Genomic DNA, 12,548 nt, shown 5'->3' with positions numbered 1-12,548 from the left:
CTTTCACTAATGGCGAATATTTGTATTTAATTTGTATTATTTACAAATTTTAAGCTGAAGGCATAATTCCGTGAAAAGGTATTAGAAAGGCAGATTCAATGGGTAACAAACCGATGTACCGGCAGATAGCCGATGCGCTTCGCGAGAAAATCAACGCGGGTGAGTTAAAACCTGGCGATGCGTTACCGACGGAATCCAGCCTTCAGGAGGCGTTCAACGTTAGCCGTGTAACGGTGAGACAAGCGCTGAAGCTGCTTACGGAAGAACAGATCGTCGAGAGCATTCAGGGCAGCGGCACCTACGTAAAAGAAGAGCGCGTTAACTACGACATTTACCAGCTCACCGGCTTTTACGAAAAACTGGCGGACCGGAACGTGGATACCCACAGCGACGTCAGCGTCTTCGAAGTGGTGAAAGCCGATGAGAGGCTCGCCGCAAGGCTGGCGATCAACCCGGACGATAAAGTCTGGCACGTCAAACGCGTCCGCTTTATCAAACAAAAACCGGTGAATCTGGAAGAAACGTGGATGCCGCTGGCGATGTTCCCCGACCTCACCTGGGAAGTGATGGAGAATTCGAAATACCACTACGTTGAGCAGATCAAAAAGCTGGTTATCGATCGCAGCGAGCAGGAGCTGGTGCCGATCATGCCGTCAGAGGAAGCGATCGCCGCGCTGTCGCTCGATCCGGCAAAGCCGATCCTGGAAAAAGTCTCCCGCGGGTTTCTGAAGGACGGACGTGTTTTTGAATACAGCCGTAACGTGTTCAATACCGACGATTACAAGTTCACGCTTGTCGCCAAACGCAGGCAATAAAAAAGGCCGCTTTACAGCGGCCAACCATGTCGAAACGGACATTTTTATACTGCAACGCCCCCCTTTCGGGGAGCAGAGAGGACTTACTTAATGATGGATTTCAGTGCTTCGCCGATATCCGCCAGGCTGCGAACGGTTTTCACGCCTGCGGCTTCCAGCGCTGCGAATTTCTCATCAGCCGTACCCTTACCACCGGCGATGATCGCGCCTGCGTGACCCATACGCTTGCCTTTCGGCGCAGTCACGCCCGCGATGTAACCCACAACTGGCTTGGTCACGTGTTCTTTGATGTAAGCAGCCGCTTCTTCTTCCGCGCTACCACCGATCTCACCGATCATCACGATCGCTTCGGTCTGTGGATCTTCCTGGAACAGCTTCAGGATGTCGATGAAGTTAGAGCCCGGGATCGGGTCACCGCCGATGCCCACGCAGGTGGACTGGCCGAAACCGTAGTCGGTGGTCTGCTTAACCGCTTCATAGGTCAGGGTACCGGAACGGGACACGATGCCCACTTTACCCGGCTTGTGAATATGGCCAGGCATGATGCCGATTTTACATTCGCCCGGGGTGATAACGCCTGGGCAGTTCGGGCCGATCATACGCACGCCGGCTTCATCCAGCTTCACCTTCACGGTCAGCATATCCAGCGTCGGGATGCCTTCAGTGATGGTGATGATCAGTTTGATGCCTGCGTCGATCGCTTCCAGAATAGAGTCTTTGCAGAACGGCGCCGGAACGTAGATCACGGTCGCGGTTGCGCCGGTCGCTTCTACGGCTTCACGCACGGTGTTGAACACCGGCAGGCCCAGGTGCGTGGTGCCGCCTTTACCTGGCGTTACGCCACCAACCATCTGCGTGCCGTAGGCAATCGCCTGTTCGGAGTGGAAAGTCCCCTGGCTACCGGTGAAGCCCTGGCAGATAACCTTGGTATCTTTATTAATTAAAACTGACATTATTTCCCCTCCACTGCGGCAACAACCTGCTGAGCTGCATCCGTCAGACTTTTCGCTGCAATAATATTCAGGCCGCTGTCAGCCAGTTTTTTCGCGCCGAGTTCAGCGTTGTTACCTTCCAGACGCACAACCACCGGAACGTTAACACCCACTTCTTCTACCGCGCCGATGATACCGTCGGCGATCAGGTCGCAACGGACGATACCGCCGAAGATGTTAACCAGAACGGCCTTCACGTTGTCGTCAGAGAGAATGATTTTGAACGCTTCGGTTACGCGCTCTTTGGTAGCGCCACCGCCTACGTCGAGGAAGTTTGCTGGCTCACCGCCGTGCAGCTTAACGATGTCCATGGTGCCCATTGCCAGGCCCGCACCGTTAACCATACAGCCGATGTTACCGTCCAGCGCCACGTAGTTCAGTTCCCACTGTGCAGCCTGCGCTTCACGCGGGTCTTCCTGAGACTGGTCGCGCATTTCGCGCAGATCGGACTGGCGGAACAGCGCGTTACCGTCAGCGCCCAGCTTGCCGTCGAGGCAGATCAGGTCGCCCTGGGTAGTGATCACCAGCGGGTTGATCTCGATCAGCGCCAGATCGCGTTCCAGGAAGATGTTCGCCAGACCCATGAAGATCTTGGTGAACTGCTGAACCAGCTTGCCTTCCAGACCCAGCTTGAACGCCAGCTCGCGACCCTGGTAAGGCATTGGGCCCGCCAGCGGATCGATAGCCACTTTGTGGATCAGGTGAGGAGTTTCTTCCGCCACTTTTTCGATTTCCACGCCGCCTTCGGTAGACGCCATGAACACCACGCGACGAGAGCTACGGTCAACAACCGCGCCCAGGTACAGTTCTTTCGCGATGTCGGTCGCCGCTTCCACCAGGATCTGGTTAACCGGCTGGCCGTTCGCGTCTGTCTGGTACGTTACCAGACGCTTGCCGAGCCAATGTTCAGCAAACGCACGAATCTCTTCTTTGCTCTTAACAACCTTCACACCGCCCGCTTTACCACGGCCACCAGCGTGAACCTGACACTTAACTACCCACGGGCCGGCACCGATTTTAGATGCAGCTTCTTCTGCTTCACGCGGGGTAGTACAGGCATAACCCACCGGAGCCGGTAAGCCATACCGGGCAAACAGCTGTTTGGCCTGATATTCATGTAAGTTCATGTGTTCTATCCATCCTTCAGGGTAATCGTTATCTTCAAACCTGTAGACCGGCGCAGTCTGTGTGCCGGATGGCGCTACGCTTATCCGGCCTACAGGGCAGGTGATGCTAAATCGACACTAGACGTCCAGCAGCAGACGCGTTGGATCTTCCAGCAGCTCTTTAATCGCTACCAGGAAGCCCACGGACTCGCGGCCGTCGATCAGGCGGTGGTCGTAAGAGAGCGCCAGGTACATCATTGGCAGGATCTCAACTTTACCGTCTACCGCCATCGGGCGATCTTTAATGGCATGCATACCCAGGATCGCGCTCTGCGGCGGGTTAATGATCGGGGTAGACATCAGCGAGCCGAATACGCCGCCGTTGGTAATGGTGAAGTTACCGCCGGTCAGATCGTCTACGGTCAGCTTGCCGTCACGGCCTTTAACAGCCAGCTCTTTAATGTTTTTCTCGATGTCAGCCATACCCAGGGTATCCACATCACGCAGAACCGGCGTTACCAGGCCACGTGGAGTAGAAACCGCCATGCTGACGTCGAAATAGTTGTGGTAAACCACGTCATCGCCATCGATGGACGCGTTCACTTCCGGGTAGCGTTTCAGCGCTTCAACCACCGCCTTCACGTAGAAGGACATAAAGCCCAGACGGATACCGTGACGTTTTTCAAACGCGTCACCGTACTGCTTACGCAGGTCCATGATTGGCTTCATGTTCACTTCGTTGAAGGTGGTCAGCATCGCGGTGGAGTTTTTCGCTTCCAGCAGACGCTCAGCCACGCGCTTGCGCAGGCGAGTCATTGGCACGCGTTTTTCGCTGCGGGCGCCCAGAGCAGGCTGTGCTGCTGGTGCTGCCGCAGGGGCTTTCGCTTCCGCCTGAGCAGGCGCTTTCGCCAGATGTTTGTCGATGTCTTCACGGGTCAGACGACCGCCTACACCGGTGCCTTTAATGGCTGCCGGGTCAAGGCTGTGTTCAGCCAGCAGGCGACGGATCGCCGGGCTGAGGGCGTCGTTAGACTGTTCTTCCAGAGAAGCCTGCTGGCGCTGAGCCGGCGTAGAGGCTTTCTCTTCAGATTTCGCGCTGGACTCTTTGCCCGCGCTGTTGCCTTCACGCAGGCGACCCAGGATCTGACGAGAGGTGACGGTGGTACCTTCATCTTCCAGAACCGCGTCCAGAACGCCATCCGCCGAAGCCGGTACTTCCAGTACCACTTTGTCAGTTTCGATTTCTACCAGCACTTCATCGCGCTTAACGGCATCGCCTGGTTTTTTGTGCCAGGTAGCGACGGTCGCATCTGCTACGGATTCAGGCAGGTCGGGAACAAGAATATCTACGCTACTCATTTTGTATCCTTTAATTAATCGACGTTCAGCGCGTCATTGACCAGATCTTGTTGCTGCTTCTGGTGAACGGACATATACCCTACCGCCGGAGAGGCGGAGGCCGGGCGACCTGCATAGCGCAGGGCTGACCCAAATGGAATCACTTCACGGAAATGATGCTGGCTGCAGTACCATGCGCCCTGGTTGAGCGGCTCTTCCTGGCACCAGACAAAATCATGTACGTGAGCATATTGTTTCAGCACTTCCTGCATCGCCTGATGCGGGAACGGATAAAGCTGTTCGATACGCACGATGGCGACATCTTTCTGATCGTTCTTGCGGCGCTGTTCCAGCAGGTCGTAATAAACCTTACCAGAACACATCACCACACGCTTCACGGCCTGCGGATCCAGCTCGTCAATTTCACCGATGGCCGGCTGGAAAGTTCCGTTCGCCAGTTCTTCCAGGCTGGACACCGCCAGCGGATGACGCAGCAAGGATTTCGGCGACATCACCACCAGCGGACGGCGCATACCGCGCAGCGCCTGACGACGCAGCATGTGGTAGACCTGAGCCGGAGTGGACGGCACGCAGACCTGCATGTTCTGCTCGGCGCAGAGCTGCAGATAACGTTCCAGACGCGCGGAGGAGTGCTCCGGACCCTGGCCTTCATAACCGTGCGGCAGCAGCATTACCAGGCCACACATACGGCCCCACTTCTGCTCGCCGGAGGAGATGAACTGGTCAATAACCACCTGCGCACCGTTGGCGAAGTCACCGAACTGCGCTTCCCAGATGGTCAGGGTGCGTGGTTCAGCTGTGGCGTAGCCGTATTCAAAGGCCAGTACCGCTTCTTCAGACAGCACGGAGTCCCAGACCTTGAACTGGCCCTGACCGTTGTGCACGTGCTGCAGCGGGGTGTAGGTTGAACCGTTGGACTGGTTGTGAACAACCGCGTGACGGTGGAAGAAGGTCCCACGGCCCGCATCTTCACCGGAAAGACGAACCGGAATGCCTTCGTCAACCAGCGTTGCGTAAGCCAGCGTTTCCGCGCCGCCCCAGTCGAACAGCTTCTCGCCTGCCGCCATGGACTGACGGTCAGCGTAGATTTTCGCTACGCGAGACTGCATCTCGATAGCGTCCGGTACGGTGCTGATGCGTTTAGCCAGCTCCTGCAGGCGCTTCATCTCAACCTTGTTCGGGTAGCTCTCATCCCACTCGTGGTTGAGGTACGGCGACCAGGTAAAGGAGTGCATGTTCATCGGGCGCAGCTCTTTCACCACGCATTCACCCGCATCCAGCGCGTCGCGGTAGAGGTTGACCATTTCGGTCGCATCTTCCAGCGTCGCCACTTTGTCGCTCTCCAGCTTGTCAGCATAGATTTTGCGCGGGGTCGGGTGTTTTTTGATTTTCTGGTACATCAGCGGCTGGGTTGCACTTGGCTCATCCGCTTCGTTGTGGCCGTGACGGCGGTAGCAGAAGAGGTCAATGAACACATCGCGTTTAAAGGTATTACGGAAGTCCAGCGCCAGACGGGTAACGAAAGCCACGGCTTCCGGGTCATCCGCGTTAACGTGGAAGATCGGCGCCTGCACCATCTTACCGATGTCGGTGCAGTACGGGGTAGAGCGCGCATCCAGCGGGTTAGAGGTGGTGAAGCCCACCTGGTTGTTGATCACGATGCGAACGGTACCGCCCACTTCGTAACCACGCGCTTTCGACATGTTCAGGGTTTCCTGAACCACGCCCTGCCCTGTGACCGCCGCATCACCGTGGATGGTGATTGGCAGAACTTTGTTGCTGCTCGGCTCGTCCAGACGATCCAGACGCGCGCGCACGGAACCGATAACCACCGGGCTGACAATTTCCAGGTGCGACGGGTTAAACGCCAGCGCCAGGTGAACCAGACCGCCTTCGGTTTCGATATCAGACGAGAAGCCCATGTGGTACTTCACGTCGCCGGTGCCGAGGTGCTCTTTATGTTTGCCCGCGAACTCGTCGAACAGGTCCTGCGGTTTTTTACCCAGCACGTTGACCAGCACGTTCAGACGACCGCGGTGCGCCATACCCAGCACCACTTCACGGGTGCCGCTCTTGCCTGCGTGACGAATCAGCTCTTTCAGCATCGGCACCAGCGCGTCGCCGCCTTCCAGCGAGAAGCGTTTTGCGCCCGGGAATTTCGCGCCCAGATAGCGCTCAAGCCCTTCCGCTGCGGTCAGTTCGCTGAGGAAGCGTTTTTTCTCGTCAGCCGAGAAGGTCGCGTGGCCCGCTACGGATTCGATGCGCTGCTGGATCCAGCGTTTCTCTTCGGTAGAGGTAATGTGCATGTATTCCGCGCCGATGGAGCCGCAGTAGGTTTGCTTGAGCGCGTCAATCAGATCGCCCAGCTTCATCGTGTCTTTGCCGATGGCAAAGGAACCTACGTTAAAGCTTTCCTGGAAATCGGCCTCGGTCAGATCGTGATACGCCGGATCGAGATCGGCCACACGATCTTGTTTCCACAGTCCCAGCGGATCGAGATTGGCATGCTGGTGACCGCGGAAGCGATAAGCGTTGATAAGCTGCAGGACTTTAACCTGCTTCGCATTGGTGTCAGGGTCGGAAATCGCAGAAGAGTAACGTGAGGCATCCTTCGCCAGACGACGGAAATAATCACGTGTTTTGGAATGGAATTGATCCGGTTTGACCCCTGTGCCAGGCAACTGCTGGAACATGGAACGCCAGTTTGCGTCCACTGAGTCAGGATCGGTTAAGAAGTCTTCATAGAGCTGTTCAATCCAGCTCTGGTTCGCACCAGAAAGGAAAGAAGAGTCCAGCCAGGCTTTCATTGCGCCGTTCTGCATCGTGATCCCTTAAGCATTTTTATGCTTACTTTCGCCGTAGAAACTACCACGCACACCACGTGTACGTGCCGGGGTTCACCTGCGAGCTCTTTTCATTTGGCCCGCGAAGGAACCTTTAGAAACTGTCTGGACTTCAGGGTAGTACAGGGCAGTTTTTAAAGGTTTCTGCATTTTGCCCGGTGGCGCTACGCTTACCGGGCCTACAGTCTCGTAGGCCGGATAAGCGCAGCGCCATCCGGCAACGTTACTTACGCACTGCGCTGCAGCAGCATCGACTTAATATGGCCGATGGCGCGCGTCGGGTTCAGCCCCTTCGGACACACACTGACGCAGTTCATGATGCTATGGCAGCGGAATACGCTGAAAGCGTCACTCAGTCCTTCCAGACGGCTGTCGGTTTCGGTGTCGCGGCTATCGATCAGGAAGCGATAGGCAGCCAGCAGACCGGCCGGGCCGATAAACTTGTCCGGGTTCCACCAGAACGACGGGCAGGACGTTGAACAACATGCGCAGAGAATACACTCGTACAGACCATCGAGTTTTTCACGCTGCTCAGGAGACTGTAAGTGCTCGCGAGCGGGTGGATTTTGCCCATTATTCAATAAGTAAGGCTTAATCTTCTCATATTGTGCATAGAATTGCCCCATGTCTACCACCAAATCACGCACGACCGGCAGGCCTGGCAGAGGACGGATAACAATTTTCTGACCAGGACGCTGCAACGCTGAAATTGGCGTGATGCAGGCCAGGCCATTTTTGCCGTTCATGTTCACACCGTCAGAGCCACACACCCCTTCACGGCAGGAGCGGCGGAACGACAGGGTTGGATCTTTTTCTTTCAGCTGGATTAAGGCATCCAGCAGCATCATGTCACGACCTTCTTCCGCTTCCAGGGTGTAATCCTGCATGCGCGGAGCGTCGTCTACATCCGGGTTATAACGATAAACTGAGAATTCGAGTTTCATTATCCTGTCTCCGCATTAGTAAGTACGAATCTTCGGCGGGAACGCCGGACGCAGTTTCGGTTCCATGTTGACGCTACGACGCGTCATGGTTTCCGACTCTGGTAGATACAGGGAATGGCACAGCCAGTTTTCGTCATCACGATCCGGGAAGTCGAAGCGGCTATGCGCGCCACGGCTTTCGGTACGGAAGTTTGCCGACATCGCGGTCGCGAACGCGGTTTCCATCAGGTTATCCAGCTCCAGGCACTCAACGCGCTGGGTGTTGAACTCGCTGGAAGTGTCGTCCAGACGGGCATTTTTCAGACGCTCGCGGATCGCTTTCAGCTGCTCAAGACCTTTGGCCATCGCGTCGCCTTCGCGGAATACCGAGAAGTTGTGCTGCATGCACTCCTGCAGCGCTTTGCGGATTTCCACCGGATCTTCGCCGTTACGGTTGCCGTTCCAGCGGTTGAGGCGCTCAAGAGAGGCATCGATTTCGTCGTCGGTTGCGTCACGCAGCGCGCCCTGCTCGGCAATGGATTCCTGCAGATGCAGACCCACCGCGCGACCAAACACCACCAGGTCCAGCAGGGAGTTGCCGCCCAGACGGTTTGCACCGTGTACGGATACGCAGGCAATTTCGCCTACCGCGAACAGGCCAGGAATGACCACATCTTCGCCCTGCTCGTTCACGGTCAGCGCCTGACCGGTCACTTTGGTCGGAATACCGCCCATCATGTAGTGACAGGTTGGGATAACCGGAATCGGCTCTTTCACCGGGTCGACGTGTGCAAAGGTGCGGGACAGTTCCAGGATACCCGGCAGACGGGATTCCAGAACCTCTTTACCCAGATGGTCGAGTTTCAGCTTCGCGTGTGGACCCCACGGGCCGTCGCAGCCGCGGCCTTCACGGATTTCGATCATGATGGAACGCGCCACCACGTCACGACCCGCCAGGTCTTTCGCATTAGGGGCATAACGCTCCATGAAGCGCTCGCCGTGTTTGTTCAGCAGGTAACCACCTTCACCGCGGCAGCCTTCCGTCACCAGAACGCCCGCACCGGCGATACCGGTTGGGTGGAACTGCCACATTTCCATATCCTGCACCGGCACGCCCGCGCGGATAGCCATACCGACACCGTCACCGGTGTTGATGTGGGCGTTGGTGGTGGACTGATAGATACGGCCTGCACCGCCGGTCGCCAGCACGGTAGCGCGGGCTTTGAAGTAGACCACTTCACCGGTTTCGATGCACAGCGCGGTACAGCCTACAATTGCGCCATCGGCGTTTTTCACCAGATCCAGCGCATACCACTCGGAGAAGATAGTGGTGTGGTTTTTCAGGTTCTGCTGATACAGGGTGTGCAGCAGCGCGTGACCGGTACGGTCAGCCGCCGCCGCGGTACGTGCCGCCTGCTCGCCGCCGAAGTTTTTCGACTGGCCGCCAAACGGACGCTGATAGATAGTGCCATTTTCCAGGCGGGAGAACGGCAGACCCATATGGTCCAGCTCCAGAATCGCTTCCGGGCCGGTTTTACACATATATTCGATGGCATCCTGGTCGCCGATGTAGTCGGAACCTTTTACCGTGTCGTACATGTGCCATTCCCAGTTATCTTCATGGGAGTTACCCAGCGCAACGGTGATACCGCCCTGCGCAGACACAGTGTGGGAACGGGTCGGGAAAACTTTAGAGAGCAGCGCACAGGTCTGGCCGCTCTGGGAAATTTGCAGTGCGGCACGCATACCTGCGCCACCGGCACCAATCACAACAGCATCAAATTCTCTGACTGGCAGTTTCATTACACACCCCACACCACAACGAATCCATAAATAACGTAAACCACCAGTGCAACGACAATGGCCAGCTGCAGTGGGAGGCGAATCGCCAGCGGTTTAACGTAATCGGTCAACACCTGCCACATGCCAATCCAGGCATGGATAAGGATGGAGAATAGAGCCAGCAGGGTGAACACTTTGGTGAAGGCGGATCCGAAGAACCCACTCCAGATTTCCCACGTCAGCGTGCCGCTGGTCGCAAAGAAACCGATCATATAGATGATGTAAAGGGTGAGAACGATGGCGGTAGCACGGACCAGGATGAAGTCATGTACGCCGTTGCGTCCTAATGCGGAGGCGTTGCTTACCATACGAGAACTCCTGCGAGAAGTGAAAGCACGACAGTAATCACAAATGAAATGTTAGCGGAGCGTTTCCCGGCTTCGAAAGTCTCTTCCAGGTAGCCAAAGTCCATCAGCATATGGCGAACACCTACGACGACGTGGTACGCCAGCGCGGTAAGAATGCCCCACATGATGAATTTCACGAAGAAGCTGTTCATGATGGCAGAGGCCTGGAGGAATCCTTCAGGGGAAGAGAGGCTGGTGCCCAGTAACCACAACAGAATACCGACCGCCACAAACGTAATCACACCGGACACACGGTGCAGAATGGACGCTATTGCTGTTACAGGGAACCGGATCGTTTTCAGATCCAGATTGACAGGTCTTTGTTTTTTCACATTTCTTATCATGAATAACGCCCACATGCTGTTCTTATTGTTTCCTTCCTCCGGACTGCGATGCGGGTCAAGCAGCGTTCCTTTTCTATAACTGCGCGTCATGCAAAACATTGCTTCCAGATGCTAAAACGACACGTTACAACGCTGGGTGGCTCGGGATTGCAGGGTGTTCCGGAGACCTGGCGGCAGTATAGGCCGTTCACAAAATCATTACAATTAACCTACATACAGTTTGTCGGGTTTTCTCTGGAACAGTGATCAGGGTCACGATAACAACATCTTTTTAATTTTTAATCATCTGATTTGACAAATGTTAAACAATATTGTTACAAACGTCATCAGAAAAGGCATATAATGCGCAAAAGTTATGAGGTCTCACTTTCACCTGACAAATAGTTATGTAACAGTGTGATGGTATTGACCGAAGTTATCAGGACAGTTATTAGTGATATACAGGTTTGAATAATTCGGACTGCAAAAACGCTGATTTGCTGTTGTTTCACTGATATTTCATTCGTTTACCTGCAAGGCGCCATAGCTCTGTACCCTGGTTTGTCCTCGTGAGCTGAGCGGTAAGCCAAATAACAATCTGGTAACGGTGATTTACCGCTGAAAGCAAATCCGGTGAAGCGCAGTCTTAAGCATAAGGCGCTAAGGAGACCGTAAATGGCTGATACAAAGGCAACGCTCACCCTAAATGGTGACACTGCTATTGAACTGGATGTGCTAAAAGGCACGCTCGGTCAGGATGTTATTGATATCCGTACGCTGGGTTCCAAAGGGATGTTCACCTTTGACCCTGGATTTACCTCTACCGCATCTTGCGAATCCAAAATCACCTTCATTGACGGTGACGAAGGTATCCTGCTCCATCGCGGCTTCCCTATCGATCAGTTAGCCACCGAATCCAACTACCTGGAAGTGTGCTACATCCTGCTGAACGGCGAAAAACCGACGCAGGCCCAGTTCGATGAATTTAAAACCACCGTGACCCGTCACACCATGATCCATGAGCAGATTACCCGTCTGTTCCATGCGTTCCGTCGTGACTCTCACCCAATGGCGGTGATGTGCGGTATTACCGGTGCGCTGGCAGCGTTCTACCACGACTCCCTTGACGTGAATAACCCGCGTCACCGTGAAATCGCCGCTTACCGTCTGCTGTCCAAAATGCCTACCATGGCGGCCATGTGTTACAAATACTCCATTGGCCAGCCGTTTGTGTATCCGCGCAACGACCTCTCCTACGCGGGTAACTTCCTGCGCATGATGTTCTCCACGCCGTGCGAAGAGTATGAAGTGAACCCGGTGCTGGAACGCGCGATGGACCGTATTCTGATCCTGCACGCTGACCACGAACAGAACGCCTCTACCTCTACCGTCCGTACCGCGGGCTCTTCAGGCGCGAACCCGTTCGCCTGTATCGCTGCGGGCATCGCCTCCCTGTGGGGACCAGCGCATGGTGGTGCGAACGAAGCGGCACTGAAGATGCTGGAAGAGATCAGCACCGTTGAGCACATTCCTGAGTTCGTGCGTCGTGCGAAAGACAAGAATGACTCCTTCCGCCTGATGGGCTTCGGTCACCGTGTTTACAAAAACTACGACCCGCGCGCCACCGTGATGCGTGAAACCTGCCATGAAGTGCTGAAAGAGCTGGGTACCAAAGATGACCTGCTGGAAGTGGCGATGGAGCTGGAACACATCGCGCTGAACGACCCGTACTTCATCGAGAAGAAACTCTATCCGAACGTAGATTTCTACTCTGGCATTATTCTGAAAGCGATGGGCATTCCGTCTTCCATGTTCACCGTCATCTTCGCCATGGCTCGTACCGTAGGCTGGATTGCGCACTGGAACGAAATGCACAGCGAAGGCATGAAAATCGCTCGTCCTCGTCAGCTGTATACCGGCTACGAGCAGCGTGATTTTAAGTCTGACCTGAAGCGCTAAAAGACGTTGGGTGCGGCCTGATGCCCTCACCCCGGCCCT

The 12,548-nt window shown here is 55.4% G+C and carries 10 protein-coding genes; 2 read left to right on the top strand and 8 right to left on the bottom strand.

All coding sequences use genetic code 11. The annotated features are described in order from the left end of the window. Positions 1–98: 98 nt before the first annotated feature. Positions 99–815, top strand: a complete 717-nt coding sequence (locus V1587_RS08780) for a GntR family transcriptional regulator (protein ID WP_029741596.1) — start codon at positions 99–101, stop codon at positions 813–815. 83 nt (positions 816–898) lie between these two features. On the opposite strand, the gene sucD is transcribed toward V1587_RS08780, so the two are convergent. From sucD to sdhC, 8 genes are all read right to left on the bottom strand, one after another. Next, positions 899–1,768, bottom strand: a complete 870-nt coding sequence (gene sucD, locus V1587_RS08775; RefSeq protein WP_008501094.1) for a succinate--CoA ligase subunit alpha — start codon at positions 1,766–1,768, stop codon at positions 899–901. Continuing rightward, positions 1,768–2,934, bottom strand: a complete 1,167-nt coding sequence (gene sucC / locus V1587_RS08770; protein WP_047347067.1) for an ADP-forming succinate--CoA ligase subunit beta — start codon at positions 2,932–2,934, stop codon at positions 1,768–1,770. The genes sucD and sucC overlap by 1 nt, the downstream gene beginning before the upstream one ends. Positions 2,935–3,051: 117 nt before the next feature. Further along, positions 3,052–4,272 (bottom strand): 2-oxoglutarate dehydrogenase complex dihydrolipoyllysine-residue succinyltransferase, encoded by a 1,221-nt coding sequence (odhB, locus tag V1587_RS08765; RefSeq protein WP_008501093.1) that lies wholly within the window; start codon positions 4,270–4,272, stop codon positions 3,052–3,054. Positions 4,273–4,286: 14 nt separating this feature from the next. After that, a complete protein-coding gene (gene sucA / locus V1587_RS08760) occupies positions 4,287–7,094 on the bottom strand; it encodes a 2-oxoglutarate dehydrogenase E1 component (RefSeq protein WP_371898882.1) in 2,808 nt (935 codons plus the stop codon). Positions 7,095–7,342: 248 nt separating this feature from the next. Then, the gene (gene sdhB / locus V1587_RS08755; RefSeq protein ID WP_008501090.1) at positions 7,343–8,059 is read right to left on the bottom strand and encodes a succinate dehydrogenase iron-sulfur subunit SdhB; all 717 of its coding nucleotides are present in this window, start codon (positions 8,057–8,059) and stop codon (positions 7,343–7,345) included. Positions 8,060–8,074: 15 nt separating this feature from the next. After that, positions 8,075–9,841 (bottom strand): succinate dehydrogenase flavoprotein subunit, encoded by a 1,767-nt coding sequence (gene sdhA, locus V1587_RS08750; RefSeq protein WP_032638917.1) that lies wholly within the window; start codon positions 9,839–9,841, stop codon positions 8,075–8,077. Beyond that, positions 9,841–10,188, bottom strand: a complete 348-nt coding sequence (gene sdhD / locus V1587_RS08745; RefSeq protein ID WP_008501088.1) for a succinate dehydrogenase membrane anchor subunit — start codon at positions 10,186–10,188, stop codon at positions 9,841–9,843. The genes sdhA and sdhD overlap by 1 nt, the downstream gene beginning before the upstream one ends. After that, positions 10,182–10,586 carry a succinate dehydrogenase cytochrome b556 subunit gene (gene sdhC, locus V1587_RS08740; protein WP_020684965.1) on the bottom strand — a complete coding sequence of 135 codons (405 nt, stop codon included), beginning with the start codon at positions 10,584–10,586 and terminating at the stop codon, positions 10,182–10,184. The genes sdhD and sdhC overlap by 7 nt, the downstream gene beginning before the upstream one ends. Before the next feature lie 639 nt (positions 10,587–11,225). Between sdhC and V1587_RS08735 the strand changes: the two genes are divergently transcribed. Further along, positions 11,226–12,509, top strand: a complete 1,284-nt coding sequence (locus V1587_RS08735) for a citrate synthase (RefSeq protein ID WP_045909567.1) — start codon at positions 11,226–11,228, stop codon at positions 12,507–12,509. Positions 12,510–12,548: the final 39 nt, after the last annotated feature.

Source organism: Enterobacter sp. ECC-249, from assembly GCF_043965265.1.
Lineage (GTDB): Bacteria > Pseudomonadota > Gammaproteobacteria > Enterobacterales > Enterobacteriaceae > Enterobacter > Enterobacter quasiroggenkampii.
Note: the sequence above shows the minus strand (reverse complement) of the source record. Positions and strands in the feature narration are given on the sequence as shown.

Excerpts from the sequence above, each read along its gene's own strand:
- V1587_RS08780 (WP_029741596.1), top strand. The coding sequence starts at position 99 with ATGGGTAACAAACCGATGTACCGGCAGATAGCCGATGCGCTTCGCGAG.
- sucD (WP_008501094.1), bottom strand. The coding sequence starts at position 1,768 with ATGTCAGTTTTAATTAATAAAGATACCAAGGTTATCTGCCAGGGCTTC.
- sucC (WP_047347067.1), bottom strand. The coding sequence starts at position 2,934 with ATGAACTTACATGAATATCAGGCCAAACAGCTGTTTGCCCGGTATGGC.
- odhB (WP_008501093.1), bottom strand. The coding sequence starts at position 4,272 with ATGAGTAGCGTAGATATTCTTGTTCCCGACCTGCCTGAATCCGTAGCA.
- sucA (WP_371898882.1), bottom strand. The coding sequence starts at position 7,094 with ATGCAGAACGGCGCAATGAAAGCCTGGCTGGACTCTTCTTTCCTTTCT.
- sdhB (WP_008501090.1), bottom strand. The coding sequence starts at position 8,059 with ATGAAACTCGAATTCTCAGTTTATCGTTATAACCCGGATGTAGACGAC.
- sdhA (WP_032638917.1), bottom strand. The coding sequence starts at position 9,841 with ATGAAACTGCCAGTCAGAGAATTTGATGCTGTTGTGATTGGTGCCGGT.
- sdhD (WP_008501088.1), bottom strand. The coding sequence starts at position 10,188 with ATGGTAAGCAACGCCTCCGCATTAGGACGCAACGGCGTACATGACTTC.
- sdhC (WP_020684965.1), bottom strand. The coding sequence starts at position 10,586 with ATGTGGGCGTTATTCATGATAAGAAATGTGAAAAAACAAAGACCTGTC.
- V1587_RS08735 (WP_045909567.1), top strand. The coding sequence starts at position 11,226 with ATGGCTGATACAAAGGCAACGCTCACCCTAAATGGTGACACTGCTATT.